Source organism: Pseudomonas sp. LBUM1673, assembly GCF_059695645.1.
In genome coordinates this window covers 5,983,611-6,003,949 of record NZ_CP166780.1, presented here as the reverse complement: position 1 = coordinate 6,003,949, position 20,339 = coordinate 5,983,611, and the positions used below count along the sequence as shown (strand labels likewise).

Here is a 20,339-nt window from a genome sequence, read left to right as displayed (position 1 = left end):
TAGGAGTTAATTGTCGTGGCTAAAGAAAAATTTGACCGTACCCTCCCGCACGTCAACGTTGGCACCATCGGTCACGTCGACCACGGTAAAACCACGCTGACCGCTGCTCTGACTCGCGTCTGCTCCGAAGTTTTCGGTTCGGCCGTTGTTGCTTTCGACAAAATCGACAGCGCTCCGGAAGAAAAGGCTCGTGGTATCACCATCAACACCGCGCACGTTGAATACAACTCGCTGATCCGTCACTACGCTCACGTTGACTGCCCAGGTCACGCTGACTATGTGAAGAACATGATCACCGGTGCTGCTCAGATGGACGGTGCTATCCTGGTTTGCTCGGCCGCTGATGGTCCGATGCCACAAACCCGTGAGCACATCCTGCTGTCCCGTCAGGTTGGCGTTCCGTACATCGTTGTCTTCCTGAACAAGGCTGACATGGTTGACGACGCTGAGCTGCTGGAACTGGTTGAGATGGAAGTGCGCGATCTGCTGAGCACTTACGACTTCCCAGGTGACGACACTCCGATCATCATCGGTTCGGCTCTGATGGCTCTGAACGGCCAAGATGACAACGAAATGGGCACCACTGCCGTTCGTAAACTGGTTGAGACTCTGGATAGCTACATCCCAGATCCAGTCCGTGTTATCGACAAGCCGTTCCTGATGCCAATCGAAGACGTATTCTCGATCTCCGGTCGCGGTACTGTTGTAACTGGTCGTATCGAGCGCGGTATCGTCAAGGTTCAGGATCCACTGGAAATCGTTGGTCTGCGTGACACTACCGTCACCACCTGCACCGGTGTTGAAATGTTCCGTAAGCTGCTCGACGAAGGTCGTGCTGGCGAGAACTGCGGCGTTCTGCTGCGTGGTACCAAGCGTGACGACGTTGAGCGTGGCCAGGTTCTGGTTAAGCCGGGTTCGGTCAAGCCGCACACCAAGTTCGAAGCTGAAGTCTACGTACTGAGCAAAGAAGAAGGCGGTCGTCACACTCCGTTCTTCAAAGGCTACCGTCCACAGTTCTACTTCCGTACTACTGACGTGACTGGTAACTGCGAACTGCCGGAAGGCGTTGAAATGGTAATGCCAGGCGACAACATCAAAATGGTTGTCACCCTGATCAAGACCATCGCAATGGAAGACGGTCTGCGTTTCGCTATCCGTGAAGGCGGTCGTACCGTCGGCGCTGGCGTCGTAGCCAAAATCATCGAGTAAGCTCTTTTTTGAGTAAGCTTCGATGAGTTGAAAAAGCCTCCGCTTAGCGGGGGCTTTTTTATTGGGTTGACACCTATATGGGGCGTCTATAGAATTGCGCCTCCTTTTAACGGGCGTATTGCGCTCGGTGGGAATAGCAGCCGGAGTCTGAAATCCAATGCAAAATCAGCAAATCCGTATCAGGTTGAAGGCTTTTGACCATCGCCTGATCGACCAATCCACCCAGGAAATCGTGGAAACCGCGAAACGTACTGGTGCTCAAGTGCGTGGTCCAATTCCACTGCCTACCCGTAAAGAGCGGTTCACCGTTCTGGTCTCCCCGCACGTCAACAAAGACGCGCGTGACCAGTACGAGATCCGTACTCATAAGCGCGTTCTGGACATCGTCCAGCCAACGGATAAAACCGTTGATGCTCTTATGAAGCTTGATCTTGCGGCCGGTGTGGAAGTGCAGATCAGCCTCGGCTAAGACTCGGTCTTAGTCGTGTAACGCTCTGAAATGGGCGGCCATAGCGGGTGAAAGCCCCGTACACTCATGAGGTTTACAACATGACTATTGGTGTAGTCGGTCGTAAATGCGGTATGACCCGTATTTTCACCGAAGAAGGTGTCTCCATTCCGGTCACGGTCATTGAGATCGAGCCGAATCGCGTCACCCAGTTCAAAACTGAAGAGACCGATGGCTATCGTGCAGTGCAAGTCACTGTAGGCGAGCGTCGTGCTTCGCGTGTTACAGCTGCTCAGGCTGGCCACTTCGCTAAAGCGAACGTTGCCGCTGGTCGTACCGTAATGGAATTCCGTCTTGAAGAAGGCGAGTACCAGGCCGGCGATCTGATCAACGCTGAAATCTTCGCTGCTGGTCAACTGGTTGATGTAACCGGTCAGTCCAAAGGTAAAGGCTTCCAGGGTACGATCAAGCGTTGGAATTTCCGCGGGCAAGATAATACCCACGGTAACTCCGTGTCCCACCGCGTTCCAGGCTCTATCGGCCAGTGCCAGACTCCTGGTCGTGTATTCAAGGGCAAAAAAATGTCCGGTCATATGGGCGCTGAGCGCGTGACCGTGCAGTCCCTCGAAGTAGTGCGCGTGGACGCTGAACGCAATCTGTTGTTGGTCAAGGGCGCTGTTCCTGGCGCTACTGGCGGCAACTTGGTTGTACGTCCAGCAGCCAAGGCTCGCGGTTAAGGGGAAGCTGACATGCAATTAAATGTAAATGACGCTCAAGCGATCGAAGTTTCCGAACTGACATTTGGCGGCGAATTCAACGAGACGCTGGTTCACCAAGCAGTCGTGGCCTACATGGCCGGCGGCCGTCAGGGTAGCAAGCAGCAAAAGACCCGTTCCGACGTTCGTGGTGGCGGTAAGCGCCCATGGCGTCAGAAAGGTACTGGCCGTGCTCGTGCCGGTACTATCCGTAGCCCAATCTGGCGTGGCGGCGGTACCACTTTCGCAGCTCGTCCTCAGGATCACACCCAGAAGCTGAACAAGAAGATGTATCGCGCAGCAATGCGTTCCATCCTTGCTGAGCTGGTGCGTACTGATCGTCTGGTTGTGGTTCAGGACTTCGCTGTTGATGCACCGAAGACCAAAGATCTGCTGAACAAACTGACCGGCATGGGCCTGACTGATGTCTTGATCGTGTCTGAAGTGGTTGATCAGAACCTGTACCTGGCTGCTCGCAACCTGCCACACGTTGATGTACGTGACGTGCAAGGTTCCGATCCAGTTAGTCTGATCGCATACGACAAGGTGTTGATCACCGTGTCGGCCGTGAAGAAATTCGAGGAGCTGCTGGGATGAACCAGGAACGCGTATTTAAAGTTCTGCTCGGCCCGCACGTTTCCGAGAAGGCTACGGTTCTGGCTGACAAGAAAGGCCAGTTCGTTTTCAAGGTTGCAACTGACGCAACCAAGCTGGAAATCAAGAAGGCCGTCGAAAGCCTGTTCAGCGTGAAAGTAGAGCGTGTTACTACCCTGAATGTTCTGGGTAAGAGCAAGCGCACTGCTCGCGGTCTGGGCAAGCGTAATGACTGGAAGAAGGCAGTTATCTCCCTTCAGCCAGGCCAAGATCTCGATTTCAGCAGCAGTGCTGAGTAAGGAAGGGGTGCATCATGGCAATCGTTAAATGCAAACCGACTTCCCCTGGCCGCCGTTTTGTGGTCAAGGTGGTCAACCAGGAGCTGCATAAAGGCGCTCCTCACGCACCGCTGCTCGAGAAAAAATCGAAGACTGGTGGTCGTAACAACAATGGTCGTATTACCACTCGTCACATCGGTGGTGGCCATAAGCAGCATTATCGTCTGGTCGATTTCCGTCGCAACGACAAAGATGGCATCTCTGCCACTGTCGAGCGTATTGAATACGATCCAAACCGTACTGCTCACATCGCTCTGCTGCTGTACGCAGATGGCGAGCGTCGCTACATCATCGCCCCTAAAGGCGTGAGTGCTGGTGACCAGCTGATCGCAGGTGCTTTGGCACCGATCAAGCCGGGCAACGCTCTGCAACTGCGTAACATTCCAGTTGGTAGCACCGTACACGGCATCGAATTGAAGCCAGGTAAAGGCGCGCAAATCGCTCGTTCCGCTGGTGCTTCGGCTCAGCTGATCGCTCGTGAAGGTGTCTACGTGACCCTGCGTCTGCGTTCTGGTGAGATGCGTAAAGTGCTGGCTGAATGCCGTGCGACCCTGGGTGAAGTCTCGAACTCCGAGCACAGCCTGCGTTCGCTGGGTAAAGCTGGTGCCAAACGCTGGCGTGGCGTTCGCCCAACCGTTCGTGGTGTTGCCATGAACCCGGTTGACCACCCACATGGTGGTGGTGAAGGTCGTACCTCTGGTGGTCGTCATCCGGTATCGCCATGGGGCTTCCCGACTAAGGGCGCGAAGACTCGTGGTAATAAGCGTACCGACAAAATGATCGTCCGTCGTCGCAAGTAAATAGAGGGATACGACAGTGCCACGTTCTCTGAAAAAAGGTCCTTTTATTGATCTTCACCTACTGAAGAAGATCGAAGTGGCGGCGGAAAAGAACGATCGCAAACCAGTTAAAACCTGGTCGCGTCGTTCGATGATCCTGCCACAAATGGTCGGTCTGACCATTGCAGTGCATAACGGTCGTCAACATGTTCCAGTTCTCGTGAACGAAGACATGGTCGGCCACAAACTGGGCGAGTTTGCCGGTACCCGCACATATCGTGGGCACGTGGCAGACAAGAAAGCCAAGCGTTAAGGGGTAAGGAACGATGGAAGTAGCCGCTAAGTTGTCGGGCGCTCGAATCTCCGCCCAGAAAGCCCGCTTGGTCGCCGACCAGATCCGCGGGAAGAAGGTGGGCGAAGCGCTCAACCTGTTGGCTTTCAGCAGTAAGAAAGCCGCCGAGATCATGAAGAAAGTGCTGGAGTCGGCCGTAGCCAACGCCGAGCATAACGAAGGCGCAGACGTTGATGACCTTAAAGTCAGCACCGTTTTCGTCAACGAAGGGCGTTCGCTGAAGCGAATCATGCCACGTGCCAAAGGCCGTGCTGATCGCATCGTCAAGCGGTCTTGCCATATCACTGTCAAGGTTGCTGACAAGTAACGGAGTCGAAGAGATGGGTCAGAAAGTACATCCCATTGGCATTCGCCTGGGAATCGTCAAGGAGCACACCTCCGTCTGGTACGCAGACGGTCGGACTTATGCGGACTATTTGTTCGCTGATCTGAAGGTGCGTGAGTATCTCCAAGACAAACTAAAAAGCGCGTCCGTAAGCCGTATCGATATCCATCGTCCGGCTCAGACTGCACGTATCACCATCCACACCGCTCGTCCAGGTATCGTTATCGGGAAGAAAGGTGAAGATGTTGAGAAACTGCGTCAGGACCTGACCAAGCAAATGGGTGTGCCTGTGCACATCAATATCGAAGAGATCCGTAAGCCGGAGCTCGACGGTATGCTGGTTGCGCAGAGCGTAGCTCAGCAGCTGGAGCGTCGCGTAATGTTCCGTCGCGCTATGAAGCGCGCTGTTCAGAACGCCATGCGCATTGGTGCCAAAGGCATCAAAATCCAAGTGAGCGGTCGTCTCGGCGGTGCTGAAATCGCACGTACTGAATGGTATCGCGAAGGTCGTGTGCCACTGCACACCCTGCGTGCCGACATCGACTATGCCAACTACGAAGCTCACACCACTTATGGTGTGATCGGTGTAAAGGTTTGGATCTTCAAAGGCGAAGTAATTGGTGGTCGCCAAGAAGAGCTGAAACCACAAGCACCAGCGCCTCGTAAAAAAGCTGCTAAGTAAGGGGTACGCCAAATGTTGCAACCAAAGCGTACGAAGTTCCGCAAGCAGATGACAGGCCACAACCGTGGTCTGGCTCAGCGCGGTAGCAAAGTCAGCTTCGGCGAGTTCGCGCTGAAGTCTGTAGCTCGTGGTCGTCTCACCGCTCGTCAGATCGAGTCAGCGCGTCGTGCTCTGACCCGTCACGTTAAACGTGGCGGCAAGATCTGGATCCGTGTATTCCCGGACAAGCCTATTTCCAAAAAGCCACTCGAAGTTCGGATGGGTAAAGGTAAGGGTAGTGTGGAGTACTGGGTTGCCCAGATTCAGCCAGGCAAAGTCCTGTATGAAATCGAGGGTGTTTCTGAAGAGCTGGCGCGTGAGGCTTTTGCCCTGGCTGCTGCAAAGCTGCCGCTCGCCACCGCCTTTGTTAAACGGACGGTGATGTGATGAAAGCGAATGAACTTCGTGAAAAATCCGCACAGCAGCTGAACGAGCAACTGCTCGGCTTGCTGCGCGACCAGTTCAATCTGCGTATGCAGAAAGCAACTGGCCAGTTGGGGCAGTCTCATCTGCTCTCGCAAGTTAAGCGTGACATCGCTCGCGTGAAGACTGTGCTCAACCAGCAGGCAGGTAAGTAATCATGGCTGAAGCCGAAAAAACTGTCCGTACGCTGACTGGCCGTGTTGTCAGCGACAAGATGGACAAAACCATCACCGTTCTGATCGAGCGTCGCGTTAAGCACCCGATCTACGGTAAATACGTTAAGCGTTCGACTAAGCTGCACGCGCACGACGAAACCAATCAGTGCCACATCGGCGACAAAGTCACTATTCGTGAAACTCGTCCTTTGGCCAAGACCAAGTCTTGGGCGCTGGTTGATGTTCTCGAACGCGCTGTGGAAGTCTAAGGACTAGGGGTCGGAGAAATTATATGATTCAGACTCAATCCATGCTCGATGTGGCCGATAACAGCGGCGCTCGCCGTGTTATGTGCATCAAGGTGCTGGGTGGCTCCCATCGTCGTTACGCTGGTATCGGTGACATCATCAAAGTTACCGTGAAGGAAGCAATTCCTCGCGGTAAAGTGAAAAAAGGCCAAGTGATGACTGCTGTAGTAGTCCGCACTCGCCACGGCGTTCGCCGTGCTGATGGCTCCATTATCCGCTTTGATGGCAACGCTGCTGTTCTTCTGAACAACAAGCAAGAGCCGATCGGCACCCGTATCTTTGGGCCAGTGACCCGTGAACTTCGTACTGAGAAGTTCATGAAGATCGTCTCGCTCGCCCCAGAAGTGCTGTAAGGAGATCCGACATGCAAAAGATTCGTCGTGACGACGAGATCATCGTGATCGCCGGCAAAGACAAAGGTAAGCGCGGTAAGGTGCTTAAGGTTCTCGCTAACAACCGTTTGGTTATTGGCGGTCTGAACCTGGTTAAGCGTCATACCAAGCCTAACCCGATGTCGGGCGTGCAGGGCGGTATCGTCGAAAAAGAAGCTCCTCTGGATGCTTCTAACGTCGCCATTTTCAACGGCGAAACCAACAAGGCTGACCGCGTTGGTTTTAAAGTAGAAGACGGCAAGAAAATTCGTGTCTTCAAGTCGACCCAAAAAGCGGTTGATGCTTGAACACTGCTAGGTAGAAGACCATGGCACGACTAAAAGAGATTTACTGGAAGGAAATCGCACCGAAGCTTAAGGAAGAACTTAAGCTTTCGAATGTGATGGAAGTTCCACGCGTTACCAAAATCACCCTGAACATGGGTCTGGGCGAAGCGGTCGGTGACAAAAAAGTCATCGAGCACGCTGTTGCCGACCTGGAAAAGATCACCGGTCAGAAAGTCGTTGTGACTTACGCTCGGAAATCCATCGCTGGCTTTAAAGTCCGTGAAGGTTGGCCGATCGGCGTCAAAGTGACTCTGCGCCGTGAGCGTATGTATGAATTCCTGGATCGTCTGCTGTCGATCTCCCTGCCTCGGGTTCGCGACTTCCGCGGCCTGAATGCCAAGTCCTTCGATGGTCGTGGTAACTACAGCATGGGCGTTAAAGAGCAGATCATCTTCCCGGAAATCGACTACGACAAGATCGATGCTCTCCGCGGTCTGGACATTACCCTGACCACCACTGCCAAGAACGATGATGAAGGTCGCGCTCTGCTGCGCGCTTTCAAATTCCCGTTCCGCAACTGATTGGAGTAGGAAAATGGCCAAGATGAGCATGAAAAACCGCGAGCTGAAGCGTCAGCTCACGGTTGCCAAGTACGCCAAAAAGCGTGCAGCACTGAAAGCTATCATCGTTGATCTGAACGCAAGTCCAGAAGCGCGTTGGGAAGCTACAGTAGCTCTGCAGAAGCAGCCACGTGACGCAAGCGCTTCGCGCATGCGTAACCGCTGCCGCCTGACCGGTCGTCCACACGGCGTTTACCGCAAGTTCGGCCTCGGCCGTAACAAACTGCGTGAAGCTGCTATGCGTGGTGACGTACCTGGTCTGGTTAAAGCCAGCTGGTAAGCACTGTCAAAGTCTCGGTGCTCGGGATCGCAAGATCCTGACCATCGGTGACCTTGAACTTGAATCAAGCCCCTATTGGGGCTTGATTCATTTGTGGGGTGTGTCTAGAATACCCGGCTCGCCTGAGCCCGTGCTTTTTTTGCATGGATGTCCTCGGCGACAAGTAGTAGCCGCAAGGCTAATTTTTTTGTATTAGGAGCGTCTAGCCCATGAGTATGCAGGACCCGTTAGCGGACATGCTAACTCGAATCCGTAATGCCCAGATGGCTGAAAAGTCCGTCGTAAGCATGCCATCTTCTACTTTGAAGGTAGCTGTTGCCAAAGTCCTGAAGGACGAAGGTTACATTGCGGGTTATCAGATCAGCAGCGAAATCAAACCACTGCTGTCCATCGAGCTGAAGTACTTCGAAGGCCGTCCGGTCATCGAAGAAGTGAAGCGCGTTAGCCGTCCAGGCCTGCGTCAGTACAAGTCCGTCGATGATCTGCCAAAAGTTCGTGGCGGTCTCGGTGTGTCTATCGTCTCCACCAACAAAGGTGTGATGACGGATCGTGCTGCGCGCGCTGCCGGTGTCGGCGGCGAAGTTCTTTGCACTGTGTTCTAAGGGGGGATAAGCATGTCTCGCGTCGCTAAGAACCCCGTTAAGCTGCCAGCCGGTGTCGAAGTAAAATTCGCAGGCCAACAGCTTTCGGTGAAGGGTGCCAAGGGTACTCTTGAACTGAACATCCATTCGTCCGTTGAGATTGTTGAAGAAGCTGGTGAGCTGCGTTTCGCTGCTCGCAATGGCGATCAACAGACTCGCGCAATGGCTGGTACCACTCGTGCGTTGGTAAACAACATGGTCCAAGGCGTAAGCCAAGGCTTCGAGCGCAAGCTCCAGCTGGTCGGTGTTGGTTACAAAGCGCAAGCAAAAGGCACAGTGCTGAACCTGGCTCTTGGCTTCTCGCATCCAGTGGATTACGAACTGCCGGAAGGCATCACCGCTGAGACTCCTAGCCAAACCGATATCCTGATCCGGGGCATCGATAAGCAGCTAGTAGGTCAAGTGGCCGCCGAGATCCGCGACTTCCGTCCACCAGAGCCTTACAAAGGTAAAGGTGTGCGCTACGCGGACGAAGTCGTCCGTCGTAAAGAAGCCAAGAAGAAGTAGGGCATAGCAAATGACCGACAAAAAAGTTACTCGCCTGCGTCGCGCTCGCAAAGCACGCCTGAAAATGCACGAACTCGAAGTCGTGCGTCTCTGCGTGTTCCGCTCGTCGCAGCACATCTACGCCCAGGTCATTTCGGCCGACGGCAACAAAGTCCTGGCAAGCGCCTCGACTTTGGATAAAGAACTGCGTGATGGCGCCACTGGCAACATCGACGCGGCCACTAAGGTTGGCCAGCTGGTCGCTACGCGTGCTAAAGCCGCTGGTGTCTCGCAGGTGGCTTTCGACCGCTCTGGCTTCAAGTACCACGGCCGCGTCAAGGCGCTGGCTGATGCTGCTCGTGAAGCTGGGCTGGAGTTCTAAGTTATGTCAAATAACGACCAAAAGCGCGACGAAGGCTACATTGAGAAGCTGGTTCAAGTTAACCGCGTAGCCAAAACCGTTAAAGGCGGCCGTATCTTCACTTTCACCGCGTTGACCGTGGTGGGTGATGGTAAAGGGCGTGTTGGCTTCGGCCGTGGCAAGTCGCGTGAAGTGCCTGCTGCGATCCAGAAGGCAATGGAAGCTGCTCGCCGCAACATGATCCAAGTTGATCTGAACGGCACCACTCTGCAGTACGCAATGAAGTCTGCCCATGGCGCTTCGAAGGTGTACATGCAGCCTGCTTCTGAAGGTACCGGTATCATCGCTGGTGGCGCTATGCGTGCTGTCCTCGAAGTTGCTGGCGTTCAGAACGTTCTGGCCAAGTGCTACGGCTCGACTAACCCGGTAAACGTGGTTCACGCCACTTTCAAAGGTTTGAAAGCAATGCAGTCTCCTGAGTCCATTGCCGCCAAGCGTGGCAAAAGCGTCAAGGAGATCTTCTGATCATGGCTACCGTTAAAGTTACGCTGATCAAAAGCATGACCGGCCGCATCCCTAACCACAAACTGTGCGTTAAGGGTCTGGGTCTGCGTCGCATCGGTCACACTGTAGAAGTACTTGATACTCCCGAGAATCGCGGGATGATCAACAAGGCTTACTACATGCTGCGTGTCGAGGGTTAATCGATGAAACTCAATGATCTGAGTCCAGCGCCGGGTTCCCGTCGCGAAAAGCATCGTCCGGGCCGTGGTATCGGTAGTGGTTTGGGCAAGACCGGTGGCCGCGGCCACAAAGGTCAGTCCTCCCGCTCCGGTGGCACCATTGCTCCAGGCTTTGAAGGCGGTCAACAGCCGCTGCATCGTCGCCTGCCGAAGTTCGGTTTCGTTTCCCTGAAAGCCATGGATCGCGCAGAAGTGCGTTTGTCCGAGCTGGCTAAAGTGGAAGGCGACATCGTCACCGTGCAGTCCCTGAAAGATGCCAACGTGATCAACGTCAACGTACAGCGTGTGAAAATCATGCTGTCCGGCGAAGTTACTCGCGCTGTTACCATCGGAAAGGGAATCGGCGCCACCAAAGGTGCGCGTGCGGCTATCGAAGCAGCTGGCGGCAAGTTCGAGGAATAAATGGCTAAGCAAGGTGCTCTCTCTGCGCTCGGCAAAGGCGGTATGTCTGAACTCTGGGCTCGTCTGCGTTTTCTATTCTTGGCGATTATCGTCTACCGAATAGGCGCACACATCCCGGTTCCAGGTATCAACCCGGACCGACTCGCGGACCTGTTTCGACAGAATGAGGGGACCATTCTTAGCTTGTTCAACATGTTTTCCGGCGGCGCGCTGGAACGGATGAGCATCTTTGCACTGGGGATCATGCCGTACATTTCGGCATCGATCATCATGCAGCTGATGACCGCCGTCAGCCCGCAGCTGGAACAGTTGAAGAAGGAAGGTGAAGCTGGGCGTCGCAAGATCGCTCAGTACACCCGCTACGGCACTGTCGTCCTCGCTCTCGTTCAGGCAATTGGCATGTCCATTGGTCTGGCGGGGCAGGGCGTTTCGTTCACTGGTGACTTTGGCTTCCATTTCGTCGCGGTATCCACTTTTGTGGCTGGTGCGATGTTCATGATGTGGCTGGGTGAGCAGATTACTGAGCGTGGTGTTGGCAACGGTATCTCGATGTTGATTTTCGCAGGTATCGTCGCCGGTCTTCCGAGAGCGATCGGGCAGTCTTTCGAGTCTGCGCGTCAGGGTGATATCAACATTTTTGCCTTGGTTGCCATCGGTTTGCTGGCAGTAGCGATTATCGGTTTCGTGGTGTTCATTGAGCGTGGTCAGCGTCGTATTGCTGTTCATTACGCCAAGCGTCAACAGGGCCGTAAGGTCTTTGCTGCGCAGACTAGCCACTTGCCGTTGAAGGTGAACATGGCCGGTGTTATTCCAGCCATTTTCGCGAGCAGCATTTTGCTGTTCCCGGCTTCGTTGGGTACCTGGTTTGGTCAGTCTGAAGGTATGGGCTGGCTGCAGGACATCTCGCAGTCGATCGCTCCTGGTCAGCCGTTGAATATTCTGCTGTTTAGTGCAGGGATTATTTTCTTCTGCTTCTTCTATACGGCGTTGATGTTCAATCCGAAAGACGTAGCGGAAAACCTGAAGAAGTCCGGTGCCTTTATTCCGGGCATCCGTCCAGGTGAGCAGTCTGCGCGCTACATTGATGGCGTTCTGACTCGTTTGACCCTGTTCGGTGCTCTATATATGACGGCCGTGTGCCTGTTGCCCCAGTTCCTGGTGGTTGCAGCAAACGTTCCGTTCTACCTTGGCGGGACCTCGTTGCTGATCGTCGTCGTGGTTGTGATGGACTTCATGTCTCAAGTACAATCGCACCTCGTTTCGCACCAGTACGAATCCCTGATGAAGAAAGCCAACCTGAAGGGTTACGGCAGCGGCATGTTGCGCTGAGTACCCATAAGGTTCGAGGAGTTGGTGATGAAAGTTCGTGCATCGGTGAAAAAGCTGTGCCGTAACTGCAAGATTATTCGCCGCGAAGGTGTTGTTCGAGTAATTTGCAGCGCGGAACCGCGTCACAAACAGCGCCAAGGCTGAGTGTGATTGTGCTTCAAGCCCGGCAGCTAGTGCGCTGCCGGGTTGATTATTTGTTATTACAGCGATATTATCTCGCGCCCTATTTCTTGGCTTCCGGGGCGTAGGTAGCTGTCAATTGGAGTCCCACTGAATGGCCCGTATTGCAGGCGTTAACATTCCAGATAACAAGCATACTGTTATCTCGCTGACCTACATCTATGGTGTTGGTCGCACTACTGCACAGAAAATTTGTGCAGTGACTGGGGTAAACCCAGCCGCAAAGATCAAAGATCTGAGCGACGAGCAGATTGAACAGCTGCGTGGCGAAGTGGCGAAGTTCACCACTGAAGGTGACCTGCGTCGCGAAATCAACATGAAAATCAAGCGTTTGATGGACCTCGGTTGCTATCGCGGTCTGCGTCATCGTCGTGGTCTTCCAGTGCGCGGTCAGCGTACCAAGACTAACGCGCGTACCCGTAAAGGTCCGCGTAAGCCGATCCGCAAGTAATCGCCCCAGCGAATCGACAGGAAATTAATCATGGCTAAACCTGCTGCTCGTCCTCGTAAAAAAGTTAAAAAGACAGTGGTTGATGGCATCGCCCACATCCATGCTTCTTTTAACAACACAATCGTGACCATCACCGACCGTCAAGGCAACGCTCTTTCCTGGGCTACCTCCGGTGGTTCGGGTTTCCGCGGTTCCCGCAAGTCCACCCCGTTCGCTGCTCAAGTAGCTGCTGAACGTGCTGGTCAAGCTGCGCTGGAATACGGCCTGAAAAACCTCGACGTTAACGTCAAAGGTCCAGGCCCAGGTCGTGAATCCGCAGTCCGCGCTTTGAACGGCTGTGGCTACAAGATCGCCAGCATCACCGACGTGACGCCAATCCCGCACAACGGGTGCCGTCCGCCGAAGAAGCGCCGCGTGTAATCCAGGAGATTGTAAAGAATGGCTCGTTACATTGGTCCAAAATGCAAACTCGCTCGTCGCGAAGGCACCGATCTCTTTCTGAAGAGCGGCGTGCGCGCGATCGAATCGAAGTGCAACATCGAAGCAGCACCTGGTATCCACGGCCAACGCCGCGGTCGCCAGTCCGATTACGGCACCCAACTGCGTGAAAAGCAGAAGGTCCGTCGTATCTACGGCGTTCTCGAGCGTCAATTCAGCGGCTACTACAAAGAAGCTGCTGGCAAGAAAGGCGCAACTGGCGAAAACCTGTTGCAACTGCTCGAATGCCGTCTGGACAACGTTGTATACCGTATGGGTTTTGGCTCTACTCGTGCCGAATCCCGTCAGCTGGTATCGCACAAGTCGATCAGCGTTAACGGTCAGACCGTAAACGTTCCGTCTTACCAGGTTCGTGCTGGTGACGTGGTCGCAGTTCGCGAGAAAGCAAAGAACCAACTTCGCATTGTCCAAGCTCTCGATCTGTGTGCCCAGCGTGGCCGCGTAGAATGGGTAGAAGTAGACACTGAGAAGAAGTCGGGCGTTTTCAAGAACGTTCCAGCTCGCAGTGATCTGTCCGCCGACATCAACGAAAGCCTGATTGTCGAGCTCTACTCCAAGTAAGGGCTAGAAAATAGGTGCATCCATGCAGATTTCGGTAAATGAGTTCCTGACACCCCGCCATATTGATGTGCAGGTTGTCAGTCCAACCCGCGCCAAGATCACTCTCGAGCCTCTCGAGCGTGGTTTTGGCCACACCCTGGGCAACGCGCTGCGCCGCATCCTGTTGTCCTCAATGCCCGGCTGTGCAGTAGTCGAGGCCGAGATTGACGGTGTGCTCCACGAGTACAGCGCCATCGAAGGTGTACAGGAAGACGTAATTGAAATCCTGTTGAACCTTAAAGGTCTGGCTATCAAGCTGCACGGTCGTGACGAAGTTACGCTGACCTTGTCGAAGAAGGGTTCGGGGGTGGTTACCGCTGCCGATATTCAGCTGGATCATGATGTCGAGATCGTTAACCCCGATCACGTAATCGCTAACCTGGCGTCTAACGGCGCCCTGAACATGAAGCTCACCGTAGCTCGTGGTCGTGGTTATGAACCGGCAGACTCGCGTCAGAGCGATGAAGACGAAAGCCGCAGCATCGGTCGCTTGCAGCTTGACTCTTCGTTCAGCCCGGTTCGCCGTATCGCATACGTGGTGGAAAACGCCCGTGTCGAACAGCGTACCAACCTGGACAAGCTGGTTATTGATCTGGAAACCAACGGTACCCTGGATCCTGAAGAGGCCATTCGCCGCGCTGCAACCATCCTGCAACAGCAGTTGGCTGCGTTCGTCGACCTCAAAGGTGACAGTGAGCCAGTGGTTGTTGAGCAGGAAGACGAGATCGATCCGATCCTGCTTCGCCCGGTTGACGATCTGGAACTGACTGTACGTTCGGCTAACTGCCTTAAGGCGGAAAACATCTACTACATCGGTGACCTGATTCAGCGTACCGAAGTAGAGCTGTTGAAGACTCCGAACCTTGGCAAGAAATCCTTGACTGAAATCAAGGACGTTCTGGCCTCCCGCGGTCTGTCCCTCGGCATGCGCCTCGACAACTGGCCGCCTGCAAGTCTTAAGAAGGACGACAAGGCGACTGCCTGATCGTCGTAATCACCGAACGTTGTGTTTGGTAAGGAATGAACCATGCGTCATCGTAAAAGTGGTCGTCACCTGAGCCGCACCAGCTCGCACCGCAAGGCCATGTTTCAAAACATGGCGGTGTCGCTGTTCGAGCACGAGCTGATCAAAACTACACTGCCAAAAGCCAAAGAACTGCGTCGCGTTGCTGAGCCGCTGATCACTTTGGCCAAGACAGACAGCCTGGCTAACCGCCGTCTGGCTTTCGACCGTACTCGTTCGAAAGCTATCGTTGGTAAGCTCTTCAACGACCTGGGCAAGCGTTACGCTACCCGTGAGGGTGGCTACCTGCGCATCCTCAAGTGCGGTTTCCGCGCTGGCGACAACGCGCCTATGGCGTACGTCGAGTTGGTTGATCGTGCTGTCGGCGGTGAAGCTGTATCCGCTGAGTAAGACGTCAGTCTGAAACAAGGAACCGGGCCTAGTGCCCGGTTTTTTGTGCGCGTCTGAAAAGTGTGGCCCTTTGACTATCCATCTCCGATATCGTTAGAAAATTTCTATCACTGCCCACAATGTAATGAATTTGATGGTGCCATGCGCATGGTTAATACTCCCTCCCAGCCGATTAGCCGGCAGTTCCAAGACTGACAGAGGAAGAGATCGCATGAGCCAGAATAAAACGCTTACGACCGCCAGTGGCGCTCCTGTTGCTGACAACCAGAATTCCCGCTCCGCCGGCCCTCGTGGCCCTTTGCTGCTCGACGATTTCCATCTGATCGAGAAGCTTGCTCACTTCAACCGTGAAAATATCCCTGAGCGTCGAGTGCACGCCAAAGGTTCGGGTGCTTACGGTACGTTCACCGTGACTCGCGATATCACCCCGTACACCAGTGCCAAGCTGTTTGAGTCCGTTGGCAAACAAACCCCGACCTTCCTGCGCTTCTCCACCGTGGGCGGCGAACGCGGTTCGGCGGACACCGAGCGTGATCCACGCGGTTTTGCCCTGAAGTTCTACACCGAGGAAGGCAACTGGGACATTGTCGGCAACAACACACCGGTGTTTTTCATCCGTGATCCGCTGAAATTCCCCGACTTTATCCACACTCAGAAGCGCCTGCCGCAGAGCAACCTGAAAAGCGCGCAGATGATGTGGGATTTCTGGTCGCATTCGCCTGAGGCATTGCACCAAGTCACCATTCTGTTCTCGGACCGCGGCATCCCTGACGGTTACCGTCACATGCATGGCTTTGGTAGCCACACTTACAGCCTGATCAACGCCAATGGCGAGCGTCACTGGGTGAAGTGGCACTACAAAACCAAGCAAGGGATCAAGAACCTCGCCCCGGCGGAAGCGGCGCGCCTGGCTGGTACTGATCCGGATTACGCACAACGTGACCTGTTCGGCGCCATCGAACGTGGTGACTTCCCGAAATGGAGTGTCAACATTCAGATCATGACCGAGGCCCAGGCCGCGGCTCACTACGAGAACCCGTTCGACGTGACCAAGACCTGGTCGCAGAAAGAGTTTCCGTTGATCGAAGTGGGTGAGTTGGAGCTCAACCGCAATCCGCTGAACTACTTCGCTGAAGTCGAGCAGGCCGCATTCGGGCCGAGCAATATGGTCCCGGGTGTCGGTCTGTCGCCTGACCGCATGCTGCAAGGTCGTGTATTCGCCTACGCCGATGCTCACCGCTACCGAGTGGGTACCAATCACCAGCAACTGCCGGTGAATGCACCTCGCAGCCCGGTCAACACCTACCAGCGCGACGGCTCCATGGCGTTTGGCAGCAACGGTGGTGCAGCGCCACACTATGAGCCGAACAGCTACGTAGAGTCACCGAAACAGGCACCGCGTTACGCGGAACCTGCTTTGGCCTTGAGCGGCGCGGCTGATCGTTACGATCATCGCGAAGATACCGACTACTACAGCCACGCCGGTGCGTTGTTCCGTTTGATGAGCGAGGAGCAGAAAAACCTGCTGGTCAACAACATTGCCGGCGCAATGGCTGGTGTTTCCAGCGATGTGCTTGATCGCCAATTGCAGCATTTCTTCAAGGCCGACCCAGCGTATGGAGAAGCAATCGCAAAGGCGCTCAACGTACAGCTTAACTAAGTCTAAACGATAAGCAGAACCGCCCTCATTTTGGCGGTTTTTGCGTTATTTAAACTGTTTTTCTCAGAATATCTTCGCTTTTGTCGCGTCGGGCGAGTGACCTTCCGGTCAGGTTGGTTCAAACTACAGACTTTCAAGCAGGGAGATGTAGGGCGATGCAAGGTCACCCAGACGTAATCGATTACCTCAACACGTTGCTGACAGGCGAACTGGCAGCCCGTGATCAATATTTCATCCATTCACGGATGTACGAGGACTGGGGTTTCACCGAGCTCTACGAACGTATCAACCACGAGATGGAAGAAGAGGCGCAGCACGCTGACGCTCTGATGCGTCGGATCCTCATGCTCGAAGGTACTCCGCGGATGCGTGCGGACGATCTGGATGTCGGCACCACCGTGCCTGACATGCTCGCCGCTGACCTGCGACTGGAATATAAAGTTCGCGCAGCTCTCTGTAAGGGCATCGAGCTTTGCGAGCTGCACAAGGACTACGTCAGCCGCGAAATCCTGCGCATTCAGCTGAACGATACCGAGGAAGATCACACCTATTGGCTGGAGAAACAGCTGGGTTTGATCAAGCTGATCGGTCTGGAAAATTATCTGCAATCGCAGTTCTGACGCTGTTGCACAAAAAAGCCCCTGTCACTGATGAAGTGACAGGGGCTTTTTCATGGGCCCGATTCAGGCCCTGTCGCGAGCCAGTAGCGGCTTGAGGTAGTAGCCGGTGTGAGACTGCTTCATCTCCGACACTTCTTCCGGCGTACCAACGGCAATGATCTGACCACCCTTGGAGCCGCCTTCCGGCCCCAGGTCCACCAACCAGTCGGCGGTCTTGATCACGTCCAGGTTGTGCTCGATCACCACCACGGTATTACCGTGGTCGCGCAGACGATGCAGCACGTCGAGCAGTTGCTGGATATCGGCGAAGTGCAGGCCGGTGGTGGGTTCGTCGAGAATGTACAGGGTCTTGCCGGTATCGCGCTTGGACAGTTCGCGGGACAGTTTCACCCGCTGGGCTTCACCCCCTGAGAGCGTCGTCGCCGATTGCCCCAGCTTGATGTACGAAAGGCCTACGTCCATCAACGTCTGAAGCTTGCGCGCCAAGGCTGGAACGGCGTCGAAGAACACCCGGGCTTCCTCGATGGTCATTTCGAGGGTTTCGTGGATGCTCTTGCCCTTGTACTTGATCTCCAGAGTCTCGCGGTTGTAACGCTTGCTCTTGCAGACGTCGCACGGGACATAGATATCCGGCAGGAAGTGCATTTCCACCTTGATCAGACCGTCGCCCTGACAGGCTTCGCAGCGTCCGCCTTTCACGTTGAAGGAGAAACGTCCCGGCCCGTAACCGCGAGAGCGGGATTCCGGTACGCCGGCGAACAATTCGCGAATCGGCGTGAACAGCCCGGTATACGTTGCCGGGTTGGAGCGCGGCGTGCGACCGATCGGGCTCTGATCGATGTCCACAACCTTGTCCAGATGTTCCAGACCTTTAATGCTGTCGTGAGCAGCCGCTTCCAGAGTCGTTGCCCCATTGAGTGCTGTAGCGCTCAAAGGAAACAGCGTGTTGTTGATCAGCGTTGACTTGCCCGAGCCGGAGACACCGGTCACGCAAGTCAGCAGACCGATCGGAATCTCCAGGTCGACATCGCGCAAATTGTTGCCGCGAGCGCCTTTGAGGGCCAGCGACAACTTCTTGTTACGTGGCGTGCGTTTGGCTGGAACGGCGATCTTTACTCGGCCCGACAAATACTTGCCGGTCAGCGAATCAGGGTGTGCCATGACCTCGGCTGGTGTTCCTTCGGCGACGATATGCCCGCCGTGCACACCTGCGCCCGGGCCGATATCGACCACATAGTCGGCCAGACGAATAGCGTCTTCGTCATGCTCGACCACGATCACCGTGTTGCCGATGTCCCGCAGGTGCTTGAGGGTGCCCAGCAGCCGGTCGTTGTCTCGTTGATGCAGGCCAATTGACGGTTCATCCAGGATGTACAGAACCCCCACCAGGCCGGCGCCGATCTGACTGGCCAGACGAATCCGTTGGGCTTCACCACCAGACAGCGTGTCGGCACTGCGATCCAGGGACAGATAGTCCAGGCCCACGTTGACCAGAAACTGCAGCCGCTCGCGGATTTCCTTGAGAATCTTGTCGGCAATTTCTCCACGGCGGCCGGTGAGTTTCAGCACACCGAAATATTCACAGGCATCGCCGATCGGCAGGTTGGTCACTGCCGGCAAGGTCTTCTCGCCAACCCACACGTGCCGCGCCTCACGACGCAGACGGGTGCCGCGGCAATCCGGGCAGGGCTGGGTGCTGAGGAATTTGGCCAGTTCTTCACGGACCGAAGCCGATTCGGTTTCGCGGTAGCGGCGTTCCAGGTTCGGCACGATGCCTTCGAACGGGTGTGAGCGTTTGACGATGTCGCCACGGTCGTTCAGGTACTTGAAGTCGACATTCTGCGAGCCGCTGCCGTGCAGAATGAATTTCTGCTGATCGGCCGGCAGTTCGTTGAACGGCACTTCAAGGCTGAACTTGTAGTGCGAAGCCAGCGACCCGAGCATCTGGAAGTAATAGACGTTGCGCCTGTCCCATCCGCGAATCGCACCCTCGGCCAGCGTCAGCTCGCCGTTCACCAGTCGCTTAATGTCGAAGAACTGCTTCACACCCAGACCATCGCAAGTCGGGCAGGCGCCGGCCGGGTTGTTGAAAGAGAACAGCTTGGGTTCCAGCTCACTGATGGCGTGGCCACAAATCGGGCAGGCGAAGCGCGCGGAGAAGATGATCTCTTCGCCGGGCTCGTCGTCCATCGGCGCAACCAGCGCAATGCCATCTGCCAGCTTCAAAGCCGTCTCGAACGACTCGGCCAGGCGCTGTTGCAGATCGGCGCGGACCTTGAAGCGGTCGACCACCACATCGATCGAGTGTTTTTTCTGTTTATCCAGCTTCGGCAACTCGTCCAGCTCGCAGAGCCTTCCATTGACCCGGGCTCGAACAAAGCCTTGGGCGCGCAGTTCTTCGAAAACTGAAAGATGTTCACCTTTGCGCTCGCGGATCACCGGGGCCAGCAGCATCAGTTTGCTGCCTTCCGGTTGTGCCAGCACCAGGTCGACCATCTGGCTGACGGTCTGGGCTTCCAGTGGAGTGTCGTGATCCGGGCAGCGCGGAATACCGACGCGAGCGTAGAGCAGGCGCAGGTAGTCGTAGATTTCGGTGATGGTGCCAACCGTCGAGCGCGGGTTGTGCGAGGTCGATTTCTGTTCGATGGAGATCGCTGGCGACAGACCTTCGATGGTGTCGACGTCAGGTTTTTCCATCATCGACAGGAACTGCCGGGCGTAGGCCGACAGCGATTCGACATAACGGCGCTGGCCTTCGGCGTACAGCGTGTCGAAGGCCAGGGACGACTTGCCGGATCCGGACAGGCCGGTGATGACGATCAGTTTGTCCCGTGGCAGGGTCAGGTCGATGTTCTTCAGGTTGTGGGTTCGGGCCCCACGAATCAGGATCTTGTCCAAAGTGGCCTCGCTCGGCGGGCGTCGAAAACGTAGGAGTATACGACCAAATACTGGATGGATGCACACTATCAAATGAGGGGCGTGAAGCCTT

Annotated in this window: 32 protein-coding genes; 31 read left to right on the top strand and 1 reads right to left on the bottom strand. The window is 55.1% G+C overall.

The window, feature by feature from the left end; all coding sequences use genetic code 11:
• Positions 1-15 precede the first annotated feature (15 nt).
• The 31 genes from tuf to bfr all read left to right on the top strand — a co-directional run bounded on the left by tuf (position 16) and on the right by bfr (position 17,350).
• On the top strand, positions 16-1,209 hold the full coding sequence (gene tuf, locus ACA044_RS27545) for an elongation factor Tu (RefSeq protein WP_007896660.1): 1,194 nt from the start codon (positions 16-18) through the stop codon (positions 1,207-1,209).
• Between the two features lie 157 nt (positions 1,210-1,366).
• Positions 1,367-1,678 carry a 30S ribosomal protein S10 gene (gene rpsJ, locus ACA044_RS27540; protein WP_003186070.1) on the top strand — a complete coding sequence of 104 codons (312 nt, stop codon included), beginning with the start codon at positions 1,367-1,369 and terminating at the stop codon, positions 1,676-1,678.
• An 80-nt stretch (positions 1,679-1,758) separates the two neighbouring features.
• Positions 1,759-2,394: a 50S ribosomal protein L3 gene (rplC, locus tag ACA044_RS27535; protein ID WP_003186059.1), complete on the top strand. Its 636-nt coding sequence runs from the start codon at positions 1,759-1,761 to the stop codon at positions 2,392-2,394.
• A 12-nt stretch (positions 2,395-2,406) separates the two neighbouring features.
• Complete coding sequence (gene rplD, locus ACA044_RS27530; RefSeq protein WP_007896707.1) at positions 2,407-3,009, top strand: 50S ribosomal protein L4; 603 nt, start codon at positions 2,407-2,409, stop codon at positions 3,007-3,009.
• Positions 3,006-3,305 carry a 50S ribosomal protein L23 gene (gene rplW, locus ACA044_RS27525; RefSeq protein ID WP_002555488.1) on the top strand — a complete coding sequence of 100 codons (300 nt, stop codon included), beginning with the start codon at positions 3,006-3,008 and terminating at the stop codon, positions 3,303-3,305. The genes rplD and rplW overlap by 4 nt, the downstream gene beginning before the upstream one ends.
• Before the next feature lie 14 nt (positions 3,306-3,319).
• The gene (gene rplB / locus ACA044_RS27520; protein ID WP_003176423.1) at positions 3,320-4,144 is read left to right on the top strand and encodes a 50S ribosomal protein L2; all 825 of its coding nucleotides are present in this window, start codon (positions 3,320-3,322) and stop codon (positions 4,142-4,144) included.
• Positions 4,145-4,160: 16 nt separating this feature from the next.
• Positions 4,161-4,436 carry a 30S ribosomal protein S19 gene (gene rpsS, locus ACA044_RS27515; protein WP_002555486.1) on the top strand — a complete coding sequence of 92 codons (276 nt, stop codon included), beginning with the start codon at positions 4,161-4,163 and terminating at the stop codon, positions 4,434-4,436.
• 13 nt (positions 4,437-4,449) lie between these two features.
• Positions 4,450-4,782: a 50S ribosomal protein L22 gene (rplV, locus tag ACA044_RS27510; RefSeq protein ID WP_003103908.1), complete on the top strand. Its 333-nt coding sequence runs from the start codon at positions 4,450-4,452 to the stop codon at positions 4,780-4,782.
• A 13-nt stretch (positions 4,783-4,795) separates the two neighbouring features.
• Complete coding sequence (gene rpsC / locus ACA044_RS27505; RefSeq protein WP_003176422.1) at positions 4,796-5,482, top strand: 30S ribosomal protein S3; 687 nt, start codon at positions 4,796-4,798, stop codon at positions 5,480-5,482.
• A gap of 12 nt (positions 5,483-5,494) precedes the next feature.
• Positions 5,495-5,908 carry a 50S ribosomal protein L16 gene (gene rplP / locus ACA044_RS27500; RefSeq protein WP_007896757.1) on the top strand — a complete coding sequence of 138 codons (414 nt, stop codon included), beginning with the start codon at positions 5,495-5,497 and terminating at the stop codon, positions 5,906-5,908.
• The gene (rpmC, locus tag ACA044_RS27495) at positions 5,908-6,099 is read left to right on the top strand and encodes a 50S ribosomal protein L29 (RefSeq protein WP_002555481.1); all 192 of its coding nucleotides are present in this window, start codon (positions 5,908-5,910) and stop codon (positions 6,097-6,099) included. Before rplP ends, rpmC begins: the two co-directional genes overlap by 1 nt.
• 2 nt (positions 6,100-6,101) lie before the next feature.
• Positions 6,102-6,368, top strand: coding sequence for a 30S ribosomal protein S17 (gene rpsQ / locus ACA044_RS27490; RefSeq protein WP_003176419.1), 267 nt, complete (start codon positions 6,102-6,104; stop codon positions 6,366-6,368).
• Positions 6,369-6,391: 23 nt separating this feature from the next.
• Positions 6,392-6,760 carry a 50S ribosomal protein L14 gene (gene rplN / locus ACA044_RS27485; RefSeq protein WP_002555479.1) on the top strand — a complete coding sequence of 123 codons (369 nt, stop codon included), beginning with the start codon at positions 6,392-6,394 and terminating at the stop codon, positions 6,758-6,760.
• An 11-nt stretch (positions 6,761-6,771) separates the two neighbouring features.
• A complete protein-coding gene (gene rplX / locus ACA044_RS27480) occupies positions 6,772-7,086 on the top strand; it encodes a 50S ribosomal protein L24 (RefSeq protein WP_003176416.1) in 315 nt (104 codons plus the stop codon).
• 20 nt (positions 7,087-7,106) lie between these two features.
• On the top strand, positions 7,107-7,646 hold the full coding sequence (gene rplE / locus ACA044_RS27475) for a 50S ribosomal protein L5 (protein WP_003176415.1): 540 nt from the start codon (positions 7,107-7,109) through the stop codon (positions 7,644-7,646).
• 13 nt (positions 7,647-7,659) lie between these two features.
• Positions 7,660-7,965 (top strand): 30S ribosomal protein S14, encoded by a 306-nt coding sequence (rpsN, locus tag ACA044_RS27470; protein ID WP_003176414.1) that lies wholly within the window; start codon positions 7,660-7,662, stop codon positions 7,963-7,965.
• 209 nt (positions 7,966-8,174) lie between these two features.
• Positions 8,175-8,567, top strand: coding sequence for a 30S ribosomal protein S8 (rpsH, locus tag ACA044_RS27465; protein WP_003186040.1), 393 nt, complete (start codon positions 8,175-8,177; stop codon positions 8,565-8,567).
• 12 nt (positions 8,568-8,579) lie between these two features.
• Positions 8,580-9,113 carry a 50S ribosomal protein L6 gene (gene rplF, locus ACA044_RS27460; protein ID WP_007896774.1) on the top strand — a complete coding sequence of 178 codons (534 nt, stop codon included), beginning with the start codon at positions 8,580-8,582 and terminating at the stop codon, positions 9,111-9,113.
• Between the two features lie 10 nt (positions 9,114-9,123).
• Positions 9,124-9,474 (top strand): 50S ribosomal protein L18, encoded by a 351-nt coding sequence (rplR, locus tag ACA044_RS27455; protein WP_003186037.1) that lies wholly within the window; start codon positions 9,124-9,126, stop codon positions 9,472-9,474.
• 3 nt (positions 9,475-9,477) lie between these two features.
• Complete coding sequence (rpsE, locus tag ACA044_RS27450) at positions 9,478-9,978, top strand: 30S ribosomal protein S5 (protein WP_003186035.1); 501 nt, start codon at positions 9,478-9,480, stop codon at positions 9,976-9,978.
• A 2-nt stretch (positions 9,979-9,980) separates the two neighbouring features.
• Complete coding sequence (rpmD, locus tag ACA044_RS27445) at positions 9,981-10,157, top strand: 50S ribosomal protein L30 (protein WP_003186033.1); 177 nt, start codon at positions 9,981-9,983, stop codon at positions 10,155-10,157.
• A 3-nt stretch (positions 10,158-10,160) separates the two neighbouring features.
• Positions 10,161-10,598 carry a 50S ribosomal protein L15 gene (gene rplO / locus ACA044_RS27440; protein ID WP_007896782.1) on the top strand — a complete coding sequence of 146 codons (438 nt, stop codon included), beginning with the start codon at positions 10,161-10,163 and terminating at the stop codon, positions 10,596-10,598.
• On the top strand, positions 10,599-11,927 hold the full coding sequence (secY, locus tag ACA044_RS27435) for a preprotein translocase subunit SecY (RefSeq protein WP_008073883.1): 1,329 nt from the start codon (positions 10,599-10,601) through the stop codon (positions 11,925-11,927).
• Between the two features lie 27 nt (positions 11,928-11,954).
• Positions 11,955-12,071, top strand: a complete 117-nt coding sequence (rpmJ, locus tag ACA044_RS27430; protein ID WP_002555468.1) for a 50S ribosomal protein L36 — start codon at positions 11,955-11,957, stop codon at positions 12,069-12,071.
• 130 nt (positions 12,072-12,201) lie between these two features.
• Positions 12,202-12,558: a 30S ribosomal protein S13 gene (rpsM, locus tag ACA044_RS27425; RefSeq protein ID WP_003186020.1), complete on the top strand. Its 357-nt coding sequence runs from the start codon at positions 12,202-12,204 to the stop codon at positions 12,556-12,558.
• A gap of 30 nt (positions 12,559-12,588) precedes the next feature.
• On the top strand, positions 12,589-12,978 hold the full coding sequence (gene rpsK, locus ACA044_RS27420; RefSeq protein ID WP_002555466.1) for a 30S ribosomal protein S11: 390 nt from the start codon (positions 12,589-12,591) through the stop codon (positions 12,976-12,978).
• Positions 12,979-12,996: 18 nt separating this feature from the next.
• Complete coding sequence (gene rpsD, locus ACA044_RS27415) at positions 12,997-13,617, top strand: 30S ribosomal protein S4 (protein ID WP_003176404.1); 621 nt, start codon at positions 12,997-12,999, stop codon at positions 13,615-13,617.
• Positions 13,618-13,639: 22 nt separating this feature from the next.
• Positions 13,640-14,641 carry a DNA-directed RNA polymerase subunit alpha gene (locus ACA044_RS27410; protein ID WP_003186012.1) on the top strand — a complete coding sequence of 334 codons (1,002 nt, stop codon included), beginning with the start codon at positions 13,640-13,642 and terminating at the stop codon, positions 14,639-14,641.
• A gap of 42 nt (positions 14,642-14,683) precedes the next feature.
• Positions 14,684-15,070, top strand: coding sequence for a 50S ribosomal protein L17 (gene rplQ, locus ACA044_RS27405; RefSeq protein WP_007924175.1), 387 nt, complete (start codon positions 14,684-14,686; stop codon positions 15,068-15,070).
• Positions 15,071-15,281: 211 nt separating this feature from the next.
• Positions 15,282-16,730: a catalase gene (locus tag ACA044_RS27400; RefSeq protein WP_497444104.1), complete on the top strand. Its 1,449-nt coding sequence runs from the start codon at positions 15,282-15,284 to the stop codon at positions 16,728-16,730.
• A gap of 155 nt (positions 16,731-16,885) precedes the next feature.
• Positions 16,886-17,350 carry a bacterioferritin gene (gene bfr, locus ACA044_RS27395; protein ID WP_497444103.1) on the top strand — a complete coding sequence of 155 codons (465 nt, stop codon included), beginning with the start codon at positions 16,886-16,888 and terminating at the stop codon, positions 17,348-17,350.
• Between the two features lie 63 nt (positions 17,351-17,413).
• Here bfr and uvrA read toward each other — a convergent pair whose 3' ends face one another.
• Positions 17,414-20,248, bottom strand: a complete 2,835-nt coding sequence (gene uvrA / locus ACA044_RS27390; protein ID WP_497444102.1) for an excinuclease ABC subunit UvrA — start codon at positions 20,246-20,248, stop codon at positions 17,414-17,416.
• Positions 20,249-20,339 lie beyond the last annotated feature (91 nt).

What these genes read in the sequence shown, in the direction of transcription:
- rpsE (WP_003186035.1), top strand. Translation starts at nt 9,478, where the DNA reads ATGTCAAATAACGACCAAAAGCGCGACGAAGGCTACATTGAGAAGCTG.
- rplR (WP_003186037.1), top strand. Translation starts at nt 9,124, where the DNA reads ATGACCGACAAAAAAGTTACTCGCCTGCGTCGCGCTCGCAAAGCACGC.
- ACA044_RS27400 (WP_497444104.1), top strand. Translation starts at nt 15,282, where the DNA reads ATGAGCCAGAATAAAACGCTTACGACCGCCAGTGGCGCTCCTGTTGCT.
- rplP (WP_007896757.1), top strand. Translation starts at nt 5,495, where the DNA reads ATGTTGCAACCAAAGCGTACGAAGTTCCGCAAGCAGATGACAGGCCAC.
- rpmC (WP_002555481.1), top strand. Translation starts at nt 5,908, where the DNA reads ATGAAAGCGAATGAACTTCGTGAAAAATCCGCACAGCAGCTGAACGAG.
- rplE (WP_003176415.1), top strand. Translation starts at nt 7,107, where the DNA reads ATGGCACGACTAAAAGAGATTTACTGGAAGGAAATCGCACCGAAGCTT.
- rplW (WP_002555488.1), top strand. Translation starts at nt 3,006, where the DNA reads ATGAACCAGGAACGCGTATTTAAAGTTCTGCTCGGCCCGCACGTTTCC.
- rplX (WP_003176416.1), top strand. Translation starts at nt 6,772, where the DNA reads ATGCAAAAGATTCGTCGTGACGACGAGATCATCGTGATCGCCGGCAAA.
- rpsQ (WP_003176419.1), top strand. Translation starts at nt 6,102, where the DNA reads ATGGCTGAAGCCGAAAAAACTGTCCGTACGCTGACTGGCCGTGTTGTC.
- rplV (WP_003103908.1), top strand. Translation starts at nt 4,450, where the DNA reads ATGGAAGTAGCCGCTAAGTTGTCGGGCGCTCGAATCTCCGCCCAGAAA.
- rplC (WP_003186059.1), top strand. Translation starts at nt 1,759, where the DNA reads ATGACTATTGGTGTAGTCGGTCGTAAATGCGGTATGACCCGTATTTTC.
- rplQ (WP_007924175.1), top strand. Translation starts at nt 14,684, where the DNA reads ATGCGTCATCGTAAAAGTGGTCGTCACCTGAGCCGCACCAGCTCGCAC.
- rplB (WP_003176423.1), top strand. Translation starts at nt 3,320, where the DNA reads ATGGCAATCGTTAAATGCAAACCGACTTCCCCTGGCCGCCGTTTTGTG.
- rpsK (WP_002555466.1), top strand. Translation starts at nt 12,589, where the DNA reads ATGGCTAAACCTGCTGCTCGTCCTCGTAAAAAAGTTAAAAAGACAGTG.
- rpmD (WP_003186033.1), top strand. Translation starts at nt 9,981, where the DNA reads ATGGCTACCGTTAAAGTTACGCTGATCAAAAGCATGACCGGCCGCATC.
- rpsN (WP_003176414.1), top strand. Translation starts at nt 7,660, where the DNA reads ATGGCCAAGATGAGCATGAAAAACCGCGAGCTGAAGCGTCAGCTCACG.
- ACA044_RS27410 (WP_003186012.1), top strand. Translation starts at nt 13,640, where the DNA reads ATGCAGATTTCGGTAAATGAGTTCCTGACACCCCGCCATATTGATGTG.
- secY (WP_008073883.1), top strand. Translation starts at nt 10,599, where the DNA reads ATGGCTAAGCAAGGTGCTCTCTCTGCGCTCGGCAAAGGCGGTATGTCT.
- rpsJ (WP_003186070.1), top strand. Translation starts at nt 1,367, where the DNA reads ATGCAAAATCAGCAAATCCGTATCAGGTTGAAGGCTTTTGACCATCGC.
- rpmJ (WP_002555468.1), top strand. Translation starts at nt 11,955, where the DNA reads ATGAAAGTTCGTGCATCGGTGAAAAAGCTGTGCCGTAACTGCAAGATT.
- rplO (WP_007896782.1), top strand. Translation starts at nt 10,161, where the DNA reads ATGAAACTCAATGATCTGAGTCCAGCGCCGGGTTCCCGTCGCGAAAAG.
- rpsD (WP_003176404.1), top strand. Translation starts at nt 12,997, where the DNA reads ATGGCTCGTTACATTGGTCCAAAATGCAAACTCGCTCGTCGCGAAGGC.
- rplF (WP_007896774.1), top strand. Translation starts at nt 8,580, where the DNA reads ATGTCTCGCGTCGCTAAGAACCCCGTTAAGCTGCCAGCCGGTGTCGAA.
- rplD (WP_007896707.1), top strand. Translation starts at nt 2,407, where the DNA reads ATGCAATTAAATGTAAATGACGCTCAAGCGATCGAAGTTTCCGAACTG.
- bfr (WP_497444103.1), top strand. Translation starts at nt 16,886, where the DNA reads ATGCAAGGTCACCCAGACGTAATCGATTACCTCAACACGTTGCTGACA.
- rplN (WP_002555479.1), top strand. Translation starts at nt 6,392, where the DNA reads ATGATTCAGACTCAATCCATGCTCGATGTGGCCGATAACAGCGGCGCT.
- rpsC (WP_003176422.1), top strand. Translation starts at nt 4,796, where the DNA reads ATGGGTCAGAAAGTACATCCCATTGGCATTCGCCTGGGAATCGTCAAG.
- rpsM (WP_003186020.1), top strand. Translation starts at nt 12,202, where the DNA reads ATGGCCCGTATTGCAGGCGTTAACATTCCAGATAACAAGCATACTGTT.
- rpsH (WP_003186040.1), top strand. Translation starts at nt 8,175, where the DNA reads ATGAGTATGCAGGACCCGTTAGCGGACATGCTAACTCGAATCCGTAAT.